Below are 24,787 nucleotides of genomic sequence, written 5' to 3'. Positions count from 1 at the left end.
TTCAAAATCTATTCAGGCAGCAACGAATAACTAATCTGCGTTGCGTTTATTCCAAATTTTTTCGGCCCAGCGCCCCACTAGCCAAAATGAAACCGCCAAGAACAAAAAGAATAGCGTACGATTCATATTATCCCACAAATATTCTACATAGCGGGTATAGATATTGATGATAAAGAATACAAAACCGATTTCTCTGGTAGTATTATCTTTGAATCGCAATCCATACAACACCAAACCTAGCGCAACGGCGGTAGAGATTAAGCCCCAGTAAAACATCTCGTACTGACGAATGGATGCCCAGCGATCCCAATCACTATAATTTCCAAAAATAGACAATGCCCACAAGGATATCATCAGGTATAGTAAACCAACCACATAGCTGGTCTTTCGAAACTCCTGTAAAGCTTTAATGCGTGGTACGACAAAGATGGCAACGAGCGTAATCACCAAACCGAATAAGGTGAAGCGCAGCGGGTAATTCATCCCCCAGAATTTAAAGCCCCAATTACTGTGATGCGCAGTCTCCGTTCCGAACCAGATACCCAAACTGATGAGCATAAAGATCCAGATAAGCTGTGATTTGAATCGTACCGCCAATACGCCATAGATGATCACCGATAATAGGAAAAATAAGGAGTAATGACTGGTATCCTTTCCTAGTATTTTACCCAAGAAACCAATGGATGCTGCCGTAGCAAATACGCCAATTAACATCATGGTTTCGATAGATAGCGTTTTAGTGGGATGTCGTAGTTTGTAGCGAAATCCAAGTGCATAAAATATCACGGCCAAAGCCGCAAAGAAACCGAAGTAGATCACATCTGGTGCATCGGACAAGCTTTGTACAAATTGCACAAAGGCTTCATCGATAAAGAGCGATAAGATCGCAAATACCAAGCAGCCTAAGGCTACCCAGAAAGCATAACGAGCCAAACGACCCCAGTCGAAGCTCTTCACATCAAGCGAGTCGCGTAGCTCGGCACTTTTTTGCGGATCCAAATACCCACGCGTTTCCCAAAAATCGATTGCCTCACTCAGTGTATCATGATCTTGGCGGGTTACATCTAATTTTTTCATAGCTAGTGCTTAGCTCCTTCCAAAACGCGTACCGAAAATACGACAGGAGTCAAAGGTACATCCGATGAATTGGTGTCCGCCTGATTAATCTGCTCTATCACATCCAAACCGCTAACAACTTTACCAAAAATTGTATAATCGCCATCCAAACGTGGTATGCCGCCGATGGTGGTATAAATTTCACGATGCTTTGCTGGAATTTTTATGGATTTAGCTTTTTCTAACGCATCCAATTCTGCATTGGTAATCACCTTGCCAATGACAAAATAAATCTGTGTTAGGTACGATGCTTTCTCTGGATTATCATCCCGACCTGCTCCTAACACTCCTTTGTAGTGATAGTGCTGTGGCAAGATTTCAGCTGGCAATCGTTCTCGTTTGCGCAGCCCATCTGCTTCCTCTTGGAGAATAGGTTCATCCAGTTCGCCACCCTGATTCACGAAACCAGCAATCACCCGATTAAACAAGGCCTGCTGGTACACGCTATCTTTCACCGCTTGCAAAAAAAGATCTCGGTGCTGTGGCGTATCGTCAAATAGCTCTACTTCCACGTCACCAAGAGTTGTTTCGAAAACGACATGCGTCGTTTGTCCGAACACTCCCAGCGCAAGACAAAAGCAAATGAATAAGGTAGAAATGATTTTTTGCATGCGACCAATCTACTAAAAAATTGGCACGATCAGGAGAAAAAAGAAAAGCCTCAGAAACGAATTTCTGAGGCTTTAGATCATTGTTGCTTGCGTAAGGATTTGGAATAGTCCAGAATCGCTTCGATAGTCTTTTCGCTTGGACTTTTAGTCAGTTTTTTGATGCCTGCCTGCAAGCCTAATTCAAATTGACCATCAGTAAGCTTTTTGGGCTGCCGGTCTACGGGATAAGCTAATGATTCATCTTTTGTAAAAACTTTAACCATAAGCGTTTAAATTAAAATATACTATCTAAACGCAAGATAAACATTAATAGTATTCGTTCGGGTTAATTTTTAAAAATTACCGTTTGCTTACTAATTCTTCCGCCAATTTTACGGCCTCATAAGCATTCACAACCCCTCCAGAGACGGAAATCTCATCCAGATATGCTTTTCTGGAACGTCCTTCGCCCGGTACTTTTACTTTTTGATCTACTTTCGTGACCGTTTTTAAGATGATGTCTTTCACCTCGAGCGCCGTCAAATCGGGGTAATACGAACGCAGTATTGCTGCTAACCCCGCTACAACTGGCGCAGCCATACTTGTACCTTGCTGCTCCTTATACTCGGACTCTGGCATGGTAGAGTTGATGCGTACACCTGGTGCAAAAACGTCGACACTGCGATATCCGTAATTCGAGAACGTAGCTACTAAGTCGGCATCTTGTTTCCATCCCGTAGCACCTACCGTGATCCAGTTCTTCGCTTCACCTTGCACAGATCCTAAGCTATCCGTATAGTATTTCATCGGATAATTTTTAGTGACATCTACATCTGCGCCATCATTTCCTGCTGCATGTACCAATAGTACATCTTTAGATTCGGCATATTTGACCGCATCGTCCACCGTTTGTTTATTGTATACATAGGCTTTTCCAAAGCTCATGTTGATAATCTTAGCACCATTATCTACCGCATAGCGAATGGCATTGGCCACGTCTTTGTCGTGCTCATCACCATTTGGCACGGTACGTACCGCCATAATTTCTACATGATTTGCTACGCCATCAATTCCGATGTTGTTACCACGTTTTGCGCCGATAATTCCGGCTACGTGCGTGCCGTGACCAGCATCTGGGCCTTTCACATCTGGATTGCCATAATAGCGCTCACTCACATCATCGTAATTGTCGCCAATAATCGTTCTAGGGTTGAAATCCTTATTTAAGTGGAAGTTTACTTGCTCGTCGTAGTACTTAACACCTTCGGTAAGGCTATCGTAGAATTTATCAAACGGATCTTTATCCAATTCCTTTTTGATAATCCGAATGGCCATTTTCTGGCGATCATTGCTTGGTGTTATTTTATCTAGATCTTCCTTCGTAATGTCTTTAGGCTCTTTGCCCGTACTAGCAACGATGCCATCAATATCCTCTTTTAACCGTGAATAATTGGTAGCGCCGAACTGCGCTTCATCCATCTTTGACGTATAATCACCAATCATCTGCTGATAAGCAACAAATTCGCGACGCTCCGCTTCCGAAAGACGAGTGCTTGGTAGCACAGAGATGTATTTGGGCTCATACATACGGATCAGGCGAGTCACTTCCAGATTGTCCTGATCCACGTTTTCACCATTGGCATTGCCTAAGAAATTCCATCCGTACACATCTCCAATATAGCCATTGCCATCATTGTCTTTTGTACTGCCTGCTTTTTCCTTTGGGTTGATCCACAACACTTCTTTTAGATCTTCGTGCGCGACATCGACGCCGCCATCCAAAACGGCTACGACGACGGGTTTTGCCGTTTTACTCTTTAAAAACTCATAAGCTTTCTCGGTACTTATTCCCATAATCCCATCTTTCTGAAAATCGAGATTGTACCAGTTTGGCGGTGGCGTATCTTTGTCCTGAGCGATACTGGCATAAGGGAATATCCCCAATGCGAGATAGAGTAATGCTTTGTTTATTTTGTTCATGTGTGTGTTTAGTATTGATGACCTATATAAACAAAGATAATGCAATATTGTAGCGGGCATTGTTAAATAGTTTAAAAATGAATTTTTTCTCTTACTTTTAATGCAAGCAGGACAGTATATGACCATTTATCTGCGACCGCTTTGTGTTTCATTCACCGAAGGTGGAAAAATCACGAGCCATACCACAACAATGTTATCTTAATCGGAGACACATGAATTTTAAAACATCATTTAGTTTGATTGCACTAACCATTATCGCAGGATCCTGCGGAACCCCAGACAAAAAGAATAATGCGCCACAATGGCCAGCTGATGTACAAGCGCCGGTAGCGGAGATCAATCCATATACGCGTGCCATCCACGGCGATACGGTAATTGATAATTACTACTGGCTGAATGACTATTTCAAGGAGGGCCCAGATTCGGCCAAGGTAGTCGCCTACCTGAACGCCGAAAATACGTATACGCAAGCGATGATGAAAGACACGGAAGGATTTCAGGAATCGTTGTTTAAAGAGTTGAAAGGCCGTATCAAGGAGGCAGACGAAAGTGTACCTTATTTAAAAGATGGCTATTATTACTACCGCCGCACAGATGAAGGCAAGCAATATTACAAATTGTGCCGTAAGAAAGGATCGCTAGATGCTAAAGAAGAAGTGTTGCTGGATGTCGATAAAATGGCCGAAGGTCATGCTTACTACGCAGTAGGCGGTACATCGATCAGTCCGGACAACAATCTATTGGCTTTTGCTGTAGATACGGTTTCTCGTAGAGAATACACCTTGCAGATCAAAAACTTGACAACTGGTGAAGTGTATACGGATCGGATTGAACGCACATCGGGCAATATGGTATGGGCAGCCGACAACAAGACGGTTTTCTACACTTCCCAGAATCCAAAAACTTTGCTTTCTGAAAAGATCAAAAGACATACTTTGGGTGCTGCCGCCACAGCGGATGTAGTCGTGTACGAAGAAAAGGACAAAACCAATTATATTGGGGTATCTAAATCGAAAAACGGTGCTTATATTATGATTTACTCGGGCGGCACCTTGAGTTCGGAGGTACGCTACCTAGCATCCGACGCTCCGCAAAGCGCCTTTAAAGTTTTCCAGCCTCGTCAGAAAAATGTGCTGTACAGCGTGACAGCGTTGGAAGATAAATTTATCGTAGTCACCAATGAAGATGCGCAAAACTTCAAGGTGATGGAAACACCATTAGATAAGACCGAAAAAGGAAACTGGAAGGTCGTCATTCCACATCGTAAAGATGTGTTGGTGGAAGGCATAGAAGAGTTCAAAAATTTTATGGTCGTATCGGAAAGAAAGAACGGATTAGCTCAATTGGCCGTGCATGATATCAAAGCAGGCACACAGCACTATCTGGATTTTGGCGAAGAGGCTTATACTGTCTATTCGGGTACCAATGCCGAGTACAATAGCGAAATCTTACGCTATGGATACACGTCGATGGTAACACCGAGCTCTACCTACGACTACAATATGCGTAGCAAGGAGAAAGACCTCAAAAAGCAACAGGAGGTTTTAGGTGGTTATGATGCGGAGCAATACGAAACCAAGCGAATTTTCGCAACAGCTACTGACGGCACCAAAGTGCCGATGTCGCTGGTGTACAAAAAAGGATTTAAACAGAAGGCACAAGCTCCGGTATTATTATACGCGTATGGATCTTACGGAATGTCGATGGATCCAACATTTAGTTCTACGCGCTTGAGTTTACTAAATCGTGGTTTCGTTTTCGCGATCGCGCATATTCGTGGCGGCGAGGATATGGGCCGACAATGGTATGAAGACGGCAAGATGATGAATAAAATTAACACCTTTACTGATTTCATCGATTGTGGAAAGTATTTGATCGATCAAAAGTTCACTTCCGCTGAGCATCTCTATGCTAGTGGCGGTAGCGCCGGAGGATTGCTCATGGGTGCGGTGATCAACATGGCACCGAAGTTGTGGAATGGTGTGATCGCGGCAGTACCTTTCGTGGATGTTGTGACTACGATGTTGGATGAAACGATTCCATTGACTACGAATGAGTACGATGAATGGGGAAATCCGAATGAAGAAGCGGCTTACCGCTATATGAAATCGTATTCGCCATACGAGAATATCGAAGCGAAAGAATATCCGAACTTGTTGGTGACAACAGGACTGCACGACAGTCAGGTACAATATTTTGAACCAGCCAAGTGGGTAGCGAAATTGCGTGCCACTAAGAAAGGAAGTAACGTCGTATTACTAAAAACCGACATGGAATATGGCCATGGAGGAGCTTCAGGCCGATTCGATTACCTGAAAGATTTGGCTTTAGAATACGCATTCTTGTTTAAGCTAGAAGGTATCGAAGAGTAAGCCTGTCCAATAGAGAATGTTTATGTAATCGTTAAAGGTTCATCTTTTGGATGAACCTTTAACGATTTTTTTGTACCCGAAAATAAGATGATGGATGATCGGATCCCGCAATCTAGGAAATGATGGGTGATGCTAGCTTACCCTGATTCAGTGATTGCATAAATTGATCTAGGATGCCGCCCAATCTTCCGGAAATTTCGCCTAAAATGCTTTCCCAATCTTTCACTGTACCATCGCAATTGTCTGAAACAATCTTGATGCTATGGAAAGGAAGATTTTTCTGGTAGCAGAAGCTAGCCAGCGCATAGCCTTCCATATCAAATGCTAAAGGATTAAAATGCTTGATATCTTGATAAAATGCCGTGGTAACATTGATAAAACGATCCGAGGTCAACAGCGCTTCTTCATACGGAAATTCATCCAATGGGATCGACTCTATCAATCCTTGCCCTCGTAGGAATAAAGTATTTTCCAAGAAAAAGCCATCTGTATACGCATCTCCTTGCGCATAAAATACTGGATAAAGCACATGACCAACTGGATGTCTGGTGGAGCCCACAGTGCCGACATTCAACAGCATGGGCTCAATGCCCAATGCTTTAATATCTTCGTACAATGTGGCGAGCGACAATAGCGCGTTGACTTTACCAACACCTATTTCACAGACGAAAATAGATTCGTCGGTCGTTGTAAAAGATAGCTCATCTTTGTTAGCTACCAAGATTATCGTTTCGATATCCTTGTGGAGGATCATTTAATTCTCGTCAATGTAGGGGTACTCAAACTCTAGTTCTCCAGCTTTGATCAGGTTCAGAAAATTCTCAGCGGCTTGAATCGACGCTGGGAAGTCCATGAAGGTATAATTTCCGCAACTAATCGGGTTTTGGAATGGAACTTCGTAACCGTCTTCAAGCACAATCTCTAATACTTCTTGCATCAACTCAGCTACTTGTTGTGGCGTACGATCTGTGCCAGCTAATACCACGTAAAAACCGGTGCAACAGCCCATTGGGCCAACATAAATTACCTCATCACCTAAAATGGTTCTGATTTCTGTTGCGAAGCAATGCTCCAAGGTGTGCATCACTTCGGGAGATAACATTCGCTCCGGCGAATTGGGTCTAATCATACGAATGTCGTACGTCGTATAAGTTTCCAGCTTACTGCTGTCCGTAGGAGAAGTCTTCGCATAGACTCCTTGTTTCAGCTTGGTATGATCTACCGTAAAACTATTTACTGTCGCCTTTTCTTTTGTATACATATGATGCCGTTTAATGCTATAATGCCTATGGCTCTACAGCGGTTTAAAGTCAAATAAAATATCTACAAAAATACTAGATTATCCGCAGAAAGAAGAAAAAACTACTATTTTAACACTTCGTAATGCTCAACCGTTGGGAATGGATCGTAGTAGTGATGCAGTAGTTTCTCCCACTCTTTGAACAAAGGAGACTCTTTAAAACCGATCGTGTGATCTTCCAAAGTTTCCCACTCGACCAACAGAATATATTGATTACCTTTTTCTATGCATTTGCGCAGCGAATGTGTGATATAACCTTTGCTCGCACTAATATACTGGCAAGCCGTTTTGTAATCTCTTTCAAAATTGGCCTGTTGCCCCTCGCTAATTTCTAATACTGCTACTTCTAAGATCATAATTTTATTTACTTATTGTTCTAAGTAAAGATATCAAAATATCTACTTTTCCCCTATTGATTTGGGGGTAAAAATTATACTACTGATACCCCATTTCTTCCATCAGTAACCTATCCTGCTCGATGATTTCGTCGGTATGCATCTTGGTAGACCAAATTTCTCCGTGCTGCAGATCGCTATAAACGACTTTGTACGTCGCATCTTTGCACACAGAAAAGGCGGTATAGTAGAATTCTCCCGGATTACGCAAGGTGTACAATATCAATTGTTCCTCCTGCTCTCCTACTCGATAGATCTTTAGTAAAGTATGTTCATCACGCACCAATTCGGCAGGAATATCAATCCCCCAACCAATCTGGTTCTCCGGCACACAATCTACTGCAGTAAGATCTGGAAATAGCTCGCGACTAAATCGCACATCTTTATTAAGAAACTGATTAATTTCTGCCTCATTCAAGGCATTCGGACTGCTAAAAACTAACCCCACCTGCGGGCCATTGGGCGATTGGTACACCGCGTGCACTAAATGCTGCCCTTTAGACCTTTTTTTCTTGTACAAATACCGATTGGACTTTGAGGTCTGCGCCAAATAGTTGGGGAAATTTCGTGTGCTGTCTTCGGATTGCCAGCCAACCACTTCGATCAGACTATCTGTGGGTAGATGTGTAACAAAAAGCACCTCCACATCCTTTGGCTTCACGCCAAAAGACTTTAGTGCACGAGCGCCAGCTGCATCCAATGCCTGCGTCTGGGTTTCTTTCGCGGCTGCGGCTACACTCAGATGGCTTCGCACATTATGGTAATGAGGATCATTTTCTACCATAAAACCATGTTTAGAAAACTCATAACTTCGGCACGAAGTAAAGGCAAATCCGAGCAAACAGATCAGTAAGAGATGGAGTGAGGGACGCATTTCGGTCAAGATTAGGTTAGATTTCACACAAGGACATCCAGTTATGTTAAATCTATAACGTCCTATTTGTGAGAATATTTTACAAGTCGTACCGTTTACGTTGTTGTTTCTTTTCCGACTGCTTCTTTTTGCGATCCAATCTTTGGAGTATTTTTGATTTGGGAATGCGTGTGGGGATGCGTTTTTTGGCAGGCTTTAATGCTTCTGCCAGTAACGAAAAGAAGCGCTCAATCACGGCTTCCTTATTCTCTAGCTGACTTCTGCTTTGCGAAGATTCCAGTAAAAGAATTCCTTCACCAGAAATACGATTAGCCAGTCGAGATAGAATACTATTCTTCTGAAATTCATCAAAAAAGTTGGAATGATTAACATCCCAAAAAAGCATCACCTTGCTTTCCACCTTATTGACATTTTGGCCACCAGCACCACCAGAATGCGCGGTCTTGAACCAAATTTCCCTCGCCAACTGTTCTTTATCCATTGATGTAAATATAACATTCCGATATAGAATTATTGCAAAACAATTATAAAACCCTCCTTATCTTTGCCACATCAGGCGAGTACCCGTACACCAGCAATGAGGAGAAAGATCATACTGGTACATCTACCTGACCAGGTTTTATTTAAGGAAGACGAATTCAACAGATGAAAATAGGAATAGTTTGTTACCCTACCTTTGGTGGTAGTGGTGTAGTGGCTACCGAACTGGGCAAAGCATTAGCTTCCAGCGGGCACGAGATCCACTTTATTACATACAGTCAGCCCGCGCGGTTAGATTTCTTCTCGGAGAATCTCTTCTATCATGAAGTAGCGATGTCGCAATATCCACTATTTGATTATGCGCCGTATGAGACTGCACTGGCTAGCAAGCTGGTAGACGTAGTGCGCTACGAAAAGCTGGATTTGCTACATGTGCATTATGCTATTCCACATGCTTCTGTAGCGTTTATGGCCAAGCAAATTCTATCTACCTATGGCATCAAAATACCGGTCGTAACCACCCTACATGGCACTGACATTACGCTGGTCGGAAAAGACAAAAGTTTTAGCCCAGTCGTAACCTTTTCTATCAACCAATCGGACGGTGTAACCACTGTATCTGAAAATCTTAAGCAGCAAACTTTAGAATATTTCGATGTAACGAACCACATTGAAGTGATTCCGAATTTTATTGATCTAAATAGATTTCACAGCAAAAATCACGAGCATTTCAAGAAAGCGATCGCACCCAACGACGAGCGCATTGTGGTACATACCTCCAACTTCCGCAAGGTGAAGCATACGGGCGATGTAGTTAGGATCTTCGAGCAGATCAATCAAAAGATTCCTAGCAAATTACTCATGGTGGGAGATGGACCGGACAGACGCAATTCGGAAGAATTGGCGCGCCAACTCAACATATGGGATCACGTCCGGTTTTTAGGTAAGCAGGATGCTATCGAAGAAATACTTTCTATTGCCGATTTATTCCTGATGCCATCTGGTTCCGAGAGCTTTGGCTTAGCAGCTTTAGAGGCCATGGCCTGCAAAGTCCCCGTTATCTCTTCGAATACTGGCGGATTGCCCGAACTAAACATCGATGGATTTAGCGGCTATATGAGCGATGTGGGTGATGTAGAAAGCATGGCAAAACAAGGTATCCATATCTTGGAAGATGATGCTAGATTGGCGGAATTCAAAGAAAATGCACTAGCAAGAGCGGAGGATTTCAAGATCTGCAAAATCGTTCCACACTACGAGCGTTTTTACGATGAGGTGATAGCGCGCGTGAAAAAAGCAGAATAAACGTAGCTGGCCGACAAAATTGTCTTATATTTGGCTTTTGGAAACACTCCAAAAAACACATATGAAATACAAACGGATCCTACTAAAACTAAGTGGAGAAGCTTTGATGGGAGAGCAAAGCTACGGTATTGATATCAATCGTGTCCAACAGTACGCCAAAGAAATTCAGGAAATTCACAGCATGGGGCTTGAGATCGCTATCGTTATCGGTGGTGGCAACATTCACCGCGGACTAAGCGCCGAGAAAGCTGGAATGGATCGTGTGCAGGCCGACTATATGGGTATGCTCGCTACGGTGATCAACAGCATGGCTTTGCAAGATGCGCTAGAAAAAAACGGCATGAAAACCCGTTTGCTAACGGCCATCAAAATGGAGCAAATCTGCGAACCTTTTATCCGCAGACGTGCCGTACGCCACTTGGAGAAAGGCCGCGTCGTGATCTTCGGAGCAGGAACCGGAAACCCTTATTTCACCACAGATACTGCTGCTTCGCTACGCGCCATCGAGATCAATGCCGATGCCGTACTGAAAGGTACACGTGTAGATGGTATCTATACCGCCGATCCAGAGAAAGATCCTAATGCGCAGAAATTCGAACAAATCTCCTTTACAGAGGTTTATGAGAAAGGGCTCAATGTAATGGATATGACAGCATTCACCCTTTGTCAAGAAAACAACCTTCCCATCGTTGTTTTTGACATGAACAAAGCAGGAAATCTAAAAAGATTGGCTGAAGGGGAAGATATCGGCACAATAGTTAGTTAATAAAGATTATCAAGATATGAATGAGTTAATTTCTCTCGAACTAGACGACTGCAAAGACGGCATGAATAAATCGGTAGCACATACCGAAAATGAGTTGACAAAAATTCGCGCAGGTAAAGCCTCTCCAGGTATGTTGGATGGTGTATCTGTAGACTATTATGGTTCGGCTACGCCATTGGCACAGGTGAGCAATGTCAACACGCCAGATGCGCGTACTATTGTGATTCAACCTTGGGAAAAATCACTAATCGGTGCCATCGAAAAAGCTATTGTAGATGCGAACCTTGGTCTTAATCCTCAAAATGATGGTATCGTGATCCGTTTGGCGGTTCCGGCACTTACCGAGGAGAGAAGAAGAGATTTAGTAAAGAAAGTAAAAGAAGAAGCAGAGCGTGGTCGTATCGCGATACGCAACATCCGTAAGGACGCCAATGAGTCGATCAAAAAATTGAAAAATGACGGCGTTTCGGAAGATGACATAAAAACAGGCGAAGCAGAAGTGCAGAAACTGACAGATGGCTATATTGTGAAAGTAGATCAATTAGCAGAGCTGAAAGAGAAAGACGTGATGACAGTATAAGGATCGTTCATTCGAAAAAATAAAAAAAGGATTTCTAGTTTATAGAAATCCTTTTTTTATTTTTGGTATAACCACAACAATAAACCCAACACAAACACATACCATGAAATCGATTAATCGCAGAAATTTCTTACGCCATTCTGGTCTCGGCTTAGCTGCAGCAGCATTGGCGCCACATTGGTTATCGTGCAACTCTTCAGATGATCTTACCGGTTCTCCATTCAAAAATATCGGAATTCAATTGTTTACATTACGTGACCTGTTGGACAAAGATGCAAAAGGAACTTTAGAAAATGTCGGTAAGATTGGCTATAAACACGTAGAAACCTTTGGTGTGAACACGGCGGAAAATAGTTTTTGGGGCTTACCACTAGCTGACCTAGTCAATGTTCTTAAAGATAACAACCTGAAAACTCATAGTGGACATTACGACCTCAGCAACTATTTGACCAAAGGGAGCACACAACCCGAAGACATCAATAAATACATCGAGATCGCACATACACTGGGTCAGGAATACATCGTGGCTCCCGTACCTCCGATGAATGACCTCAATAAATTGACGGCTTCCGATTATCAGTTTTTTGCAGAACAGCTGAATGCCGCCGGTGAGTTATCCAAAAAGGCGGGTATCAAAATGGCCTATCACAATCATTTCTGGGAATTCAGACCTTTCGGTAATGGCACCAAAGGTTTGGATATCCTGATTGCATTCACCGATCCAGAATTGGTAGACTTTGAATTGGATCTTTATTGGACGGTAAAAGCAGGTGAAAAACCACAAACTTATTTTGAAAAGTACCCGAACCGTTTTCCTATGTGGCACATAAAAGATATGGATCGCAGTTTTAGTGAGCCATTGGTAGCGCCTGAAGTAAATCCGCGTACTGGAAAACGAGATCCAATGGATCTAGGAGAAATCTTCAAACAGATCAAATACGCAGAGGTAGGATCAGGGAGCATTGACTTTGCCAACATCATCCGCTTCGATCAGGAGTCTGGCCTAAAATATGCCTTTGTAGAACAAGATGAAATCTATATGCCCGACAAATTTGAAAGCATCAAGAAAAGCTATGAGTACGTGCAACGTAATCTAGCCAAATAACAATATCCCTGTCATTTTTGCAGTACATTCCGTTAAAACCCGACAGATTGCACTATTTTTAAGAATCAAGAAAGATTGGACTATTTTTTGAACGTGCTTAACTAAATTGAGGAAAAAATGAGTTTATATTGGATTATTTTTATAGGAATCGCGGTAATTAGTTGGATTGTACAATACCGATTCAAAGGCAAGTTTAAGAAGTACTCGGAGATGCCCCTGACCTCGGGTTTATCAGGCGCTGAAGTTGCAGCAAAAATGCTGCGCGATAACGGACTAACGGATGTAGAAATCATTTCGGTCGAAGGGCAGCTTACGGATCATTATAATCCAGCTAACAAAACGGTGAATTTGAGTCCAGAGGTATATCATGGTCGTAGCGTAGCTGCAGCTGCTGTCGCTTCGCACGAATGCGGGCACGCTGTGCAGCATGCGACAGCTTATTCCTGGTTACAATTCCGTTCGGCTTTGGTGCCGATTGTGAGCATTGCTTCACGCATGACTACATGGGTATTATTGGGCGGTATTTTACTGATGGCCTTCTCTGGAAATGTTTGGGTATTAGCCATTGGTGTAGGCGCTTTGGCACTCACCACGCTGTTTAGCTTTGTGACACTTCCAGTCGAATTTGACGCTTCTAACCGCGCATTAGCTTGGTTAGATGGTGCACAAATCACGCACAGCGCCGATGAACATGATGGTGCAAAAGACGCATTGAAATGGGCCGCTATGACCTATGTTGTTGCTGCATTAGCATCACTAGCGACGTTATTATATTACGCTTACATCCTTTTTGGACGTAGAGACTAGGTATTCAATACCTTATAAAATTGATAAAGCCGGAGCAGAGCTCCGGCTTTTTTTGTAGCTTTGTGCTACGTATCATATTGCGGATAATACAGGATTATGTTTTCAAACTTACAAGACAAATTAGACAGAGCGTTTAAAGTCCTTAAAGGACAAGGTAACATTACGGAAATCAACGTGGCCGAAACCATGAAGGAGATCCGCAAGGCATTATTGGATGCCGATGTGAACTACAAAACGGCTAAATCTTTTACAGATGATGTAAGAACAAAAGCATTAGGTCAAAATGTATTGACCAGCATCTCCCCTGGTCAGTTATTGACCAAGGTTATGAGCGACGAACTGACCAACCTCATGGGTGGTTCGGTCACGGAGTTAGAGATCACCAAAAATCCTACTATTATATTAATCGCAGGATTGAATGGTGCGGGTAAAACTACCTTTTCGGGTAAACTAGCCAACTTTCTACGGGAACAAAAAGGCAAAAAGCCTTTATTAGTAGCGGGTGACGTATATCGCCCTGCAGCGATTGATCAACTAGAAGTATTAGGACAGCAAGTGGGTGTTCCCGTGTATGTTGATCGTGCATCGGAAGATCCGATTGCTATTGCTGTAGCCGGTGTGGCAGAAGCAAAACGCAATGGCAACAATGTTGTCATCATCGATACGGCCGGTCGCTTGGCGATCGACGAAGCTTTGATGATCGAAATCACGGCTGTTAAAGAAGCCACGCAGCCGCACGAAATTTTGTTCGTAGTCGATTCCATGACCGGACAAGATGCTGTGAATACCGCAAAAGCCTTCAATGATCGCTTGGATTTCACTGGTGTGGTTTTAACCAAGTTAGATGGTGATACACGTGGTGGTGCGGCGCTATCGATCAAATCTGTCGTCAACAAACCGATCAAATTTATCGGTACTGGCGAGAAGATGGAAGCGCTGGATGTATTCCACCCGGATCGTATGGCATCCCGTATTTTGGGTATGGGTGACGTGGTCTCCTTAGTAGAACGCGCGCAACAGCAATTTGACGAAAAAGAAGCCGCTGAACTTCAGAAGAAAATCCGCAAGAATAAATTCGATTTCAACGATTTCAAATCCCAGATCCAGCAGATCAAAAAAATGGGTAATATGAAAGACCTCATGGGCATGATCCCAGGAGTCGGTAAAGCCATCAAGGATATCGAAATTGAGGACGATGCTTTCAAACCTATTGAAGCCATCATTGACTCTATGACACCACACGAACGTCAAAATCCAGATGTAATAGATCAGAAAAGACGGGTGCGTATTGCCAAAGGATCAGGCACCAATATCGATGAAGTCAATAAGCTGATGAAGCAATTTGGCGATATGCGTAAGGTGATGAAACAAATGTCTAATCCGGGAATGATGTCTAAGATGATGCGCAACATGCCCAAATCTCCCGGCAAACCCTTTTAGATAGTAGGATACCTTTCTTTTATTTCTTGGACAGGGACATTTTCCTTAACTTTGTGCTATGGATGACCCCGCACAGTTATCAGAATATGGTAAAATACTGTCCCTTGCGATAGTAGGCCTTATTTTGGTGTGTGGTACGATCTTTACAGCGAAGCTGATTTCTCCGAAGAACCCGAATCCTATCAAGCAAAGCACATACGAATGTGGTGAAGAAGCGCTCGGCACTTCTTGGGTTCAATTCAACCCTCGATTTTATGTTGTAGCACTAATTTTCCTCCTATTCGACGTAGAACTCATCTTTATTTTTCCTTGGGCTACCGTTTTTGGCAATGCCGAATTTATCGCTTGGGACGGAAGATGGGGGTGGTTTACCATGGTGGAAATGGCCATTTTTATCGGCATCTTGATTGTCGGATTGGTGTATGTATGGAAAAACGGAGATCTCAATTGGATCAGACCGAAGACGCAGATACCTCGTGTTGATGTGCCTATACCAGCTTCGGCCTATGACGCTATCAACCAAAAGACATACGCTGTACGCAGCTATCAGCAAAATACAGCAGAGCATATCGAACCAGTGAAGGTAGAAAAAACGACAGCCGCTAAACCTAGTTTTACGCCTCGTTTCAAAAAAGTTAAAGATTAATGAGTATGGAGCAAGCAGGACAACAAGGTGGCGTTATGATCGCCAAGATGGACGACCTATTAAATTGGGCTCGGCTATCCTCTCTCTGGCCACTCAGCTTTGGAATTGCTTGTTGCGCGATAGAAATGATGGGCGCCATGGCAGCCAATTACGATCTGGATCGCTTGGGCGTATTTCCTCGTCCTTCGCCGCGACAGTCGGATGTGATGATTATTGCCGGCACGGTGACATTCAAAATGGCCGATCGCATCAAGAAATTATATGAGCAAATGCCCGAGCCGAGATACGTCATCTCGATGGGTTCTTGCTCTAATTGTGGCGGACCTTATTGGCAACATGGTTATCATGTGGTGAAAGGCGTAGATAAAATTATCCCAGTCGACGTGTATGTACAAGGTTGTCCGCCTCGGCCAGAAGCACTGATTGGCGCATTTTTAGAATTACAAAAAATAATAGAAAAACAAAATCTGCTCAGGGATAATATCTTCCCGCAAGCAGTATCAAATACATAATATGGGAAAAGATTTTTATGGGGACTTACGTTTGGGTATTCTGGGCGGTGGCCAATTAGGCCGCATGCTTATCCAAGACGCGATTAATTACAACGTGAACATTCACGTGTTGGATCCCGACCAGAATGCCCCTTGCAAACGACTCTGTAACCACTTCGAAGTAGGCTCACTCTCCGACTTTGACACCGTTTACAACTTCGGTAAAAGTCTTGATATGATCACGATCGAAATCGAAAAAGTTAATGTAGACGCCTTAGAAAAACTAGAAGACGAAGGCGTGCTCGTCTATCCGCAATCACGCGTGATCCGCTTGATTCAAGACAAAGGACTGCAAAAACAATTCTTCAAACAAAACGATATTCCTACTGCACCATTCCAATTTGTATCGGCCAATGAAGGGCTACAAAAAATAGATTGGTCTTTCCCATATATCCAAAAACTCCGCAAAGACGGATACGATGGTAAAGGTGTTAAGAAAATAAATAGCGCAGCCGATCACAAAGCAGCTTTCTCCGAACCTTCTATCATTGAGAAAATGGTGGATTTCGAGAAAGAAATTGCTGTTATCGTAGCGCGCAACGACCATGGCGATATCAGCACATTTCCGATGGTAGAGATGGAGTTCAATCCACAGGCCAACCTCGTAGAATTTCTGATCTCCCCTTCTACCTACTCCAAAGAGATACAAGCGGAAGCCGAAGAAATTGCGAAAAAGATTGCCAATGATTTGCAAATAGTCGGCTTGCTGGCAGTAGAGATGTTTCTAACGAAGACAGGCGAAATCTTGGTTAACGAACTGGCTCCTAGACCACACAACAGTGGCCATCAAACCATTGAAGGCAACGTCACCTCGCAATTCAATCAACATTTACGCGCGATTTTCAATTTGCCTTTAGGCAATACCGCCAACTTGCAGCATGCGGTGATGATCAATGTATTGGGAGAAGATGGTTATGACGGATTGGCTAAGTATGAAGGTGTAGAAGATATTTTAAGCATAGATGGTGTATACCTACACCTATACGGAAAAAAGATAACTAAACCTTTTCGCAAAATGGGACACGTATGTATCGTACATGCAGACCGCGAAACGGCAATTACTAATGCACGCAAAGTGCAATCTATTTTAAAAGTTAAAGCATAATGAGCACTAATAATCCGCTAATCGGCATCATCATGGGAAGCAAATCCGATCTTCCGGTGATGCAAGATGCTATCGACGTATTAAAATATTTAAACGTACCGTTTGAAGTATCTGTCGTATCCGCACATCGTACGCCACAGCGTATGTTTGATTATGCAAATGCTGCGGCAGAACGCGGTCTGAAAGTCATTATTGCTGGAGCTGGCGGTGCGGCGCACTTGCCTGGCATGGTAGCTTCGATTACGCACTTACCTGTTATTGGTGTTCCTGTAAAATCTTCGAACTCAATTGACGGTTGGGATTCTATCTTATCTATTTTGCAGATGCCCAATGGCATACCCGTTGCTACTGTAGCGCTGAATGCAGCAAAAAATGCGGGTATATTGGCCGCACAGATGGTGGCCATTGCTAGTCCTGAAATCACAGAAAGATTAATTGCTTTTAAAGCAGATCTGAAAGAGAAAGTAGAACAATCAGCAGCAGAAGTGGAGAATACAAACTTCTAAAATGCTTTTGTAAAATAAAATGAACGGGATAGTAAAGCCTAAATCGGCTATACTATCCCGTTTGCAATATCATCTGGTGATCTTCGATCATCTTGCGCAGATTGCTCAAAGCATACCGCATCCGACCCAAAGCCGTGTTAATGCTCACTTCCGTGACATCGGCAATATCCTTAAAACTCATGTCGCAGAAATGTCTCATGATGAGTACTTCCTTCTGATCATCCGGCAGGAGCTGAATCAGTTTTTTAAGATCTACATCGCGCTGATCTTTTACCAGCTTAGATTCGGCATTATCATCCGAAAATTGTAACACCTCAAAAATATCAAACCCATCATTATTCACCACTGATGGCGCTCTCTTCTCCTTGCGGAAATGATCGATCACCATGTTGTGTGCGATACGCATCACCCAAGGCAAAAATTTACCTTCGTCATTATAGCGACCCGCCTGCAGGGTATTGATAACTTTAATAAAAGTTTCTTGGAATATGTCTTCCGCCAAAAAATCATCTTTGACCTGAAGGTAGATCGACGTATAAATCTTCGATTTATGTCGTTCTAGAAGAACCTGAAGGGCTCTTTCATCACCCGAAACGTACGCTTGGATCAACTCTTGATCACTCAATTTTTTTAGTATTTTCATAATGGTCTCCTAAGTACTAAGAGTTTATGTCCTTTTTTGCGTAGTGTTGTTTCGATAGGCGAAGTATGTTTATTTTAGTGTTTACCAAATTGAATCAAAATATCTGACTATTCAAACATTTTGTTGTTCTTTTTAACGTTTATTCACACTGTGACGCTACAAAAATAGCTCCACTTTTTTCAAAGTGGAGCTATTTTATTTGTTCTATTTTATAAGGCTATTTGTAAAGCGGGAATTGCCCCATCAATTCCACTACCTTGCTATGGATAGCAGCTAATTGCGTGTCATTACCTGCATTTACTAATGCTTCGTCGATCAATTCACCAATCTGAATGATTTCTTGTTCTTTGATACCACGTGTGGTGATCGCTGCCGTACCAAAACGTACACCAGAAGTAACAAATGGAGAACGCGTATCGAAAGGAACCATGTTCTTATTCGTCGTGATGCCAGCTTTACCTAATACCGCTTCTGCTTCTTTACCAGAGATATCCTTGTTGCGAAGGTCTACCAACATCAAGTGATTGTCTGTACCGCCAGAGATAATATCATAATCTTTCTCCACGAAAAACTTCGCTAAGGCTGCCGCATTTTTCTTGACTTGTACGATGTAATCCATGTACGAATCTGTCAACGCTTCACCATACGCGATGGCTTTAGCCGCAATGGTATGCTCTAATGGACCACCTTGCGTTCCAGGGAATACCGCAAGATCCAACAATTGTGTGATCGTACGTACATCTCCTTTAGGACCTTTCAATCCCCAAGGATTTTCAAAATCTTGGCCTACCATGATCATACCGCCACGTGGTCCGCGCAACGTTTTGTGCGTTGTCGTCGTTACGATATGACAGTGTGGAAGTGGATCGGTCAATAAGCCGCGAGCGATCAATCCTGCTGGATGAGAAATATCGGCTACCACTAAAGCGCCAACCTCATCCGCTACTTTGCGAATACGTGCATAATCCCAATCGCGTGAATAAGAAGAAGCACCACAGATGATTACTTTTGGTTTCTCCTTGCGGGCGGTTTCTTCCAATTGATCATAATCGATCAATCCAGTTTCTTTTACAACACCATAAAAATGTGGCTCATACAATTTGCCAGAGAAATTTACAGGCGAACCATGTGTCAAGTGACCACCATGAGAAAGGTCAAAACCTAAGATCTTGTCACCTGGTTTTAAGATCGCTAAAAACACGGCAGCATTTGCTTGCGCTCCAGAGTGTGGTTGTACGTTTACCCATTGCGCACCGAAAAGCTGTTTAGCACGATCAATAGCAATAGTTTCAATCTGGTCAACAACCTCACAGCCACCATAGTAGCGTTTTCCCGGCAAGCCTTCCGCATACTTGTTCGTTAAAACAGAACCTGCAGCTTCCATAACTTGCTTGCTTACAAAGTTTTCTGAGGCAATCAGTTCAACACCTTCTTCTTGACGTTTTAGCTCTTCAGCTATCAGATTAAATATAGCCTGATCTCTTTCCATGTTGTATGTAAATTTTAGTAGATTTTAATCTTTAATAATTTTGAGCAAATATACTTCTTATTTAAGAACTTATCTAAAATATGAACCAATTTTAACGATCTAATCAATACATGGCTACTATCATTGAAATGTAGCGTTATTGTCAAAAACATACAGCTAAAAAGTTTGTACTAAAAAATGTGTATTTTTGTATAGGATTAAAGATTAAATGGTAAGGATTATGAGTACAGAAAGTATAGTAGCTCCAGCACCGCTCACGTTGACGGATGGTGCTGTAAAAGAATTACGAAAACTGATAGATCAGCAAGAGATTAGTCCTGATTTTGGATTACGCGTTGGTGTAGAAGGCGGTGGATGCTCGGGCATGAGCTATCTATTGGGCTTCGACCAAAAGAAGGAAGGCGATAGCGAATACACGATCGCAGGCATCCGTGTATTTATGAATAAGGGACATGGATTGTACTTGGCCGGTATGGAAGTAGATTTTAAAAACGGATTGGATGCTAGAGGATTTACCTTTAATAACCCCAATGCGTCGAGCACCTGTGGTTGCGGAAGTTCGTTCTCGGCATAGTGCTTTTCTAACGCAACTTATATTTAACAACACAACTCTTCGGAGCGAGATAACGATTAAAGGCGTTTATTCTACCTGCTTTAGGTTAGGATAAATGCCTTTTTCGATCATAAGATCGATGTAATTGCCAAGCGATCTCACACGCGTTATGTCCTGCCCTTTGTAGCTCATACTCTTTTATAGAACCATCCCCCTCTTTCGTTATAAAATGGCCTTAGTATCCAATATAAAACGATATTTCAATGATGCGGGATGAAGATGCATCCTTTCGGCGAAATTATGTAAATTAGCAACCTTTAAAAACGGATAATACAAGTCATGTACAAAGAATATAAACAACTGAATCTACCTGAAATCGGGAAGGAAGTATTGAAGCGTTGGGAGTCGGATAATATCTTTGAAAAAAGTATTTCAAACCGCCCTGCCAGCAAACCCTATACTTTCTACGAAGGTCCTCCATCGGCTAATGGTATGCCTGGCATCCACCACGTAATGGCACGGGCGATTAAGGATATATTCTGTCGCTACAAGACATTAAAAGGTTTTCAGGTAAAACGTAAAGGTGGCTGGGATACACACGGCTTGCCGATAGAATTGGCCGTTGAAAAAACATTGGGTATCACCAAAGAAGATATCGGAAAAAAAATCACGGTAGAAGCGTACAACGAAGCTTGTCGCAACGAAGTGATGCGCTACACGGATGTGTGGAACGACCTAACGATGAAGATGGGCTACTGGGTTGATCTAGAAAACCCGTACATCACGTACAAAAACAGTTATATCGAGACGCTATGGTTTCTACTGCAGAAATTATACAAAAAAGGATATTTATACAAAGGATATACGATACAGCCCTATTCTCCTGCAGCGGGAACAGGTTTGAGCTCGCATGAGCTTAATCAGCCCGGTACGTATCAGGATGTAAAAGACACGACCATTGTCGCGCAATTCAGAGTAGACAAAGCACAGGTGCATCCGCTGATCGGCACTTTGGTGGAAGATCGCGAAGAGGATGTCGCTTTTATCGCATGGACGACCACACCATGGACTTTGCCATCTAATACCGCATTGGTTGTCGGAAAAAATATAGATTACGTGAAGGTACGCACCTTCAATCAATACACCGGCGAACCGGTATCCGTCGTGCTAGCACAAAACCTGATCAATAAGCATTTCAAAGCCGAAGGGAAAGATGCCTCCTTTCAAGATTATACATTAGGAGACAAAGTTATTCCTTGGGAAATAGCCGCCAACTTCAAAGGCGAAGAACTGGTAGGATTACGCTATCATCAGCTGATGCCTTACATCACGTCTGATGAGTTGATCGAAAAAGCTTTCCGCGTCATTCCGGGAGACTTCGTAACCACAGAAGACGGTACTGGTATTGTACACGCCTCTCCTACTTATGGTGCAGACGATTTTCGCGTAGCCAAAGAGCAAGGTGTACCGGGCATTTTTGTAAAAGATGAAAACGGTAAAGATGTACCAACGGTAGATCGTACGGGTCGCTTTGTAAATGAGATTACCGACTTTGCTGGCCGCTTCGTGAAAGAAGAATACTATAGCGCCGAGGAGCGTGCTGATAAGGACTTCCGCCCGACAGATGTACTTATTGCTATCAAGTTGAAGGAAGAAAATAAAGCCTTCGATGTGAAGAAATACGAACATACCTACCCACACTGTTGGCGTACAGACAAACCAATTTTGTATTATCCTTTGGATAGTTGGTTTATCCGCACGACAGCCGTGAAAGATCGCTTGGTCGAATTGAATAAAACCATCAACTGGAAACCAGAATCGACCGGAACAGGACGCTTTGGCAATTGGTTGGAAAATCTGGTCGACTGGAATTTATCGCGCTCTCGCTACTGGGGCACACCACTGCCGATCTGGCGCAGTGAAGATGCGAATGAGGAAGTCTGTATCGGTTCGATTGCCGAGCTAAAATCACGCTTGGAAGAGGCCGTAAAATCTGCCGCACTCTCTGACAACGAGAAAGCGATTAATCAGTCGTATTTGGATAAATTCGGCACAGAAGAACTGGATCTGCACCGCCCTTACGTGGATGATATCGTGTTGGTATCTGATGGCGGACAGAAATTGTTTCGCGAGCCAGATCTGATCGATGTATGGTTCGACTCAGGTGCGATGCCGTATGCCCAATGGGGATTGGATCAAGAGAAATTAGCTGCTGGTGAGGACATGCCGTTCCACCCAGATTTCTTAAATGCTTTCCCAGCAGATTTCATCGCAGAAGGCGTAGATCAGACGCGTGGCTGGTTCTTCACCTTGCATGCGATCTCTACGATGGTCAAAGATTCGGTCGCATTTAAAAACGTGATCTCTAACGGTCTGGTATTAGACAAAAACGGCAACAAGATGTCCAAGCGATTGGGCAATGCCGTCGATCCATTCAGCACCTTAGAAAAATACAGTGCCGATGCGACTCGCTGGTATATGATCAGCAATGCATCACCTTGGGAAAACCTTAAATTCAATGAAGAAGGATTGGATGAGGTACGTCGTAAATTCTTCGGAACGATCTACAATACCTATGCTTTCTTTGCTTTGTATGCGAATATCGACAAGTTCTCGTACAGCGAACCAGATATTGCGCTAACCGAGCGTCCAGAGATTGATCGTTGGGTACTATCGCTATTAAACAGCTTGACGCAGGAAGTTGATACGTACTATAACGAATACGAGCCGACCAAAGCAGCGCGAGCGATTCAGACTTTTGTAGATGAAAATCTAAGCAACTGGTACGTACGCTTGTGCCGTCGTCGTTTCTGGAAAGGGGATTACAGTGCCGACAAAATATCGGCATATCAAACACTGTACACCTGTTTGGATACGTTGTCTAAATTAATCGCGCCAATTGCGCCATTCTTTGCAGATAACTTATACCTAGATCTAAACAACGCCACGAAAAAGGAATCGTTTGAATCCGTGCATTTGGCCGATTTCCCGGCATTCAGCACCGAGGTGATCGACACTGACTTAGAAGAGCGTATGCGCTTGGCACAAGACATTTCGTCACTGACATTGTCACTACGCAAAAAGACAAGTATCAATGTGCGTCAGCCGTTAGAAAAGATTTTGTTGCCGGTACTAGATAGTGCCTTCCAAGCGAAGGTGGAGAAGGTGCAGGAATTGATATTATCGGAGACAAATATCAAGCAAATAAATTTCATCACGGATACCACCGGTATTATTAAGAAAAAAATTAAACCGAATTTCAAAGCCCTTGGCGCTAAAGTAGGCAAGGATATGAAGACCGTTGCTGCTGCTATTCAGGCATTCAGCGCAGGTGATATTCAACAGCTAGAGACCAACAATGAACTGGCATTGAAGGATCTACCTTACACCATCACGTTGGAAGATGTGGAGATCATTGCGGAGGATTTGGAAGGCTGGCAAGTGGCAAGCTTAGGCAGATTGACGGTCGCATTGGATGTGCATATCTCGCCAGAATTACGGAAAGAGGGTCTTGCGAGAGAATTAATCAACAGAATTCAAAATATTCGCAAGGATAAGGGATTTGCAGTTACCGATCGTATCCAAGTGACTATCAGTGACAATACGGAAATCCGCGAAGCGGTTACCGATAATTTGTCTTATATTTGCACCGAGATTTTAGCTGACGCCCTTAACTTTGGCAGTATTTCTGTAGGAGACAGCGTTGAGATAGACGAAAAGAATTTATTGCTATTGGTTGAAAAAAATTAAATTATGGAAAAATTTGAAAAAACACGTTATGGCGACGCGGAACTTCAAGAATTTAAAGCAATAATTCTTGAAAAACTACGCGTAGCTAAAGAGGAGCTTTCCTCATTGACCAAATCGTTAAGCAATAGCAATGCGAATGGCACGGATGATACCGCTGGCACGTACAAGACTTTAGAAGATGGATCTGCTACTTTGGAAAAAGAACAGATCAATCAGTTAGCAGCACGTCAAAAGAAATTCATTGACAACTTGGAAGCAGCATTAGTGCGTATCGAAAATAAAACTTATGGTGTATGTCGCGAGACAGGCAAGCTGATCCAAAAAGAACGTTTGAAAGCAGTGCCACATACGACATTGAGTATCGAAGCAAAAAACAAGCAATACTAGACATTAATTTTACATTTTAAGACTGTCCAAATGGCCGGAGGGTACTT

25 protein-coding genes are annotated in these 24,787 nt (G+C 42.9%); 14 read left to right on the top strand and 11 right to left on the bottom strand.

Translation table 11 applies throughout. From position 1 onward, the window contains the following. Positions 1-30: 30 nt before the first annotated feature. From AC3IRT_RS02990 to AC3IRT_RS02975, 4 genes are all read right to left on the bottom strand, one after another. Complete coding sequence (locus AC3IRT_RS02990) at positions 31-1,077, bottom strand: DUF2157 domain-containing protein (protein WP_489395056.1); 1,047 nt, start codon at positions 1,075-1,077, stop codon at positions 31-33. 2 nt (positions 1,078-1,079) lie between these two features. Then, entirely contained in the window at positions 1,080-1,727 is a 648-nt protein-coding gene (locus AC3IRT_RS02985; protein WP_489395055.1) for a peptidylprolyl isomerase, read from the bottom strand. A 77-nt stretch (positions 1,728-1,804) separates the two neighbouring features. Beyond that, positions 1,805-1,990, bottom strand: a complete 186-nt coding sequence (locus AC3IRT_RS02980; RefSeq protein ID WP_489395054.1) for a hypothetical protein — start codon at positions 1,988-1,990, stop codon at positions 1,805-1,807. 76 nt (positions 1,991-2,066) lie between these two features. Further along, positions 2,067-3,686, bottom strand: coding sequence for a S8 family peptidase (locus AC3IRT_RS02975; RefSeq protein WP_489395053.1), 1,620 nt, complete (start codon positions 3,684-3,686; stop codon positions 2,067-2,069). 212 nt (positions 3,687-3,898) lie between these two features. On the opposite strand from AC3IRT_RS02975, the gene AC3IRT_RS02970 reads away from it, so the two are divergent. Next, the gene (locus AC3IRT_RS02970) at positions 3,899-6,058 is read left to right on the top strand and encodes a S9 family peptidase (protein WP_489395052.1); all 2,160 of its coding nucleotides are present in this window, start codon (positions 3,899-3,901) and stop codon (positions 6,056-6,058) included. A 112-nt stretch (positions 6,059-6,170) separates the two neighbouring features. On the opposite strand, the gene AC3IRT_RS02965 is transcribed toward AC3IRT_RS02970, so the two are convergent. The 5 genes from AC3IRT_RS02965 to arfB form a co-directional block, all read right to left on the bottom strand. After that, a complete protein-coding gene (locus AC3IRT_RS02965; RefSeq protein ID WP_489395051.1) occupies positions 6,171-6,812 on the bottom strand; it encodes a 5'-methylthioadenosine/S-adenosylhomocysteine nucleosidase family protein in 642 nt (213 codons plus the stop codon). Then, positions 6,813-7,319, bottom strand: a complete 507-nt coding sequence (locus AC3IRT_RS02960) for an S-ribosylhomocysteine lyase (RefSeq protein WP_489395050.1) — start codon at positions 7,317-7,319, stop codon at positions 6,813-6,815. A 104-nt stretch (positions 7,320-7,423) separates the two neighbouring features. Beyond that, complete coding sequence (locus AC3IRT_RS02955) at positions 7,424-7,714, bottom strand: antibiotic biosynthesis monooxygenase family protein (RefSeq protein ID WP_489395049.1); 291 nt, start codon at positions 7,712-7,714, stop codon at positions 7,424-7,426. A 79-nt stretch (positions 7,715-7,793) separates the two neighbouring features. Further along, entirely contained in the window at positions 7,794-8,627 is an 834-nt protein-coding gene (locus AC3IRT_RS02950; protein ID WP_489395048.1) for a hypothetical protein, read from the bottom strand. A 79-nt stretch (positions 8,628-8,706) separates the two neighbouring features. Next, the gene (gene arfB, locus AC3IRT_RS02945; RefSeq protein ID WP_489395047.1) at positions 8,707-9,108 is read right to left on the bottom strand and encodes an alternative ribosome rescue aminoacyl-tRNA hydrolase ArfB; all 402 of its coding nucleotides are present in this window, start codon (positions 9,106-9,108) and stop codon (positions 8,707-8,709) included. A gap of 164 nt (positions 9,109-9,272) precedes the next feature. Here arfB and bshA point away from each other — a divergent pair, with 164 nt between their 5' ends. The 10 genes from bshA to purE all read left to right on the top strand — a co-directional run bounded on the left by bshA (position 9,273) and on the right by purE (position 17,918). Next, positions 9,273-10,412, top strand: coding sequence for an N-acetyl-alpha-D-glucosaminyl L-malate synthase BshA (gene bshA / locus AC3IRT_RS02940; RefSeq protein ID WP_489395046.1), 1,140 nt, complete (start codon positions 9,273-9,275; stop codon positions 10,410-10,412). 61 nt (positions 10,413-10,473) lie between these two features. Then, entirely contained in the window at positions 10,474-11,178 is a 705-nt protein-coding gene (gene pyrH, locus AC3IRT_RS02935; protein WP_489395045.1) for a UMP kinase, read from the top strand. A 16-nt stretch (positions 11,179-11,194) separates the two neighbouring features. Next, positions 11,195-11,758 (top strand): ribosome recycling factor, encoded by a 564-nt coding sequence (gene frr, locus AC3IRT_RS02930; RefSeq protein ID WP_489395044.1) that lies wholly within the window; start codon positions 11,195-11,197, stop codon positions 11,756-11,758. A 103-nt stretch (positions 11,759-11,861) separates the two neighbouring features. Then, a complete protein-coding gene (locus AC3IRT_RS02925) occupies positions 11,862-12,863 on the top strand; it encodes a sugar phosphate isomerase/epimerase family protein (RefSeq protein WP_489395043.1) in 1,002 nt (333 codons plus the stop codon). 117 nt (positions 12,864-12,980) lie between these two features. Then, positions 12,981-13,670: a zinc metallopeptidase gene (locus tag AC3IRT_RS02920; RefSeq protein WP_489395042.1), complete on the top strand. Its 690-nt coding sequence runs from the start codon at positions 12,981-12,983 to the stop codon at positions 13,668-13,670. 96 nt (positions 13,671-13,766) lie between these two features. Next, positions 13,767-15,110, top strand: a complete 1,344-nt coding sequence (gene ffh, locus AC3IRT_RS02915; RefSeq protein ID WP_489395041.1) for a signal recognition particle protein — start codon at positions 13,767-13,769, stop codon at positions 15,108-15,110. A 58-nt stretch (positions 15,111-15,168) separates the two neighbouring features. After that, positions 15,169-15,756 carry an NADH-quinone oxidoreductase subunit A gene (locus AC3IRT_RS02910; RefSeq protein ID WP_489395040.1) on the top strand — a complete coding sequence of 196 codons (588 nt, stop codon included), beginning with the start codon at positions 15,169-15,171 and terminating at the stop codon, positions 15,754-15,756. Next, a complete protein-coding gene (locus AC3IRT_RS02905) occupies positions 15,756-16,268 on the top strand; it encodes an NADH-quinone oxidoreductase subunit B (protein WP_489395039.1) in 513 nt (170 codons plus the stop codon). The genes AC3IRT_RS02910 and AC3IRT_RS02905 overlap by 1 nt, the downstream gene beginning before the upstream one ends. Position 16,269: 1 nt before the next feature. Next, a complete protein-coding gene (locus AC3IRT_RS02900; RefSeq protein WP_489395038.1) occupies positions 16,270-17,412 on the top strand; it encodes a 5-(carboxyamino)imidazole ribonucleotide synthase in 1,143 nt (380 codons plus the stop codon). After that, entirely contained in the window at positions 17,412-17,918 is a 507-nt protein-coding gene (purE, locus tag AC3IRT_RS02895; RefSeq protein ID WP_489395037.1) for a 5-(carboxyamino)imidazole ribonucleotide mutase, read from the top strand. The genes AC3IRT_RS02900 and purE overlap by 1 nt, the downstream gene beginning before the upstream one ends. A 52-nt stretch (positions 17,919-17,970) precedes the next feature. Here purE and AC3IRT_RS02890 read toward each other — a convergent pair whose 3' ends face one another. Then, positions 17,971-18,561, bottom strand: coding sequence for an RNA polymerase sigma factor (locus tag AC3IRT_RS02890; RefSeq protein WP_489395036.1), 591 nt, complete (start codon positions 18,559-18,561; stop codon positions 17,971-17,973). A 217-nt stretch (positions 18,562-18,778) separates the two neighbouring features. Further along, positions 18,779-20,050 (bottom strand): serine hydroxymethyltransferase, encoded by a 1,272-nt coding sequence (glyA, locus tag AC3IRT_RS02885; RefSeq protein WP_489395035.1) that lies wholly within the window; start codon positions 20,048-20,050, stop codon positions 18,779-18,781. Between the two features lie 220 nt (positions 20,051-20,270). Between glyA and AC3IRT_RS02880 the strand changes: the two genes are divergently transcribed. From AC3IRT_RS02880 to AC3IRT_RS02870, 3 genes are all read left to right on the top strand, one after another. Then, a complete protein-coding gene (locus tag AC3IRT_RS02880) occupies positions 20,271-20,624 on the top strand; it encodes a HesB/IscA family protein (protein WP_489395034.1) in 354 nt (117 codons plus the stop codon). Between the two features lie 318 nt (positions 20,625-20,942). After that, positions 20,943-24,353 carry an isoleucine--tRNA ligase gene (gene ileS / locus AC3IRT_RS02875; RefSeq protein ID WP_489395033.1) on the top strand — a complete coding sequence of 1,137 codons (3,411 nt, stop codon included), beginning with the start codon at positions 20,943-20,945 and terminating at the stop codon, positions 24,351-24,353. Positions 24,354-24,356: 3 nt separating this feature from the next. Continuing rightward, on the top strand, positions 24,357-24,740 hold the full coding sequence (locus tag AC3IRT_RS02870) for a TraR/DksA family transcriptional regulator (protein WP_206367770.1): 384 nt from the start codon (positions 24,357-24,359) through the stop codon (positions 24,738-24,740). Positions 24,741-24,787 lie beyond the last annotated feature (47 nt).

This window comes from Sphingobacterium sp. KH_072 (genome assembly GCF_057837975.1).
Note: the sequence above shows the minus strand (reverse complement) of the source record. Positions and strands in the feature narration are given on the sequence as shown.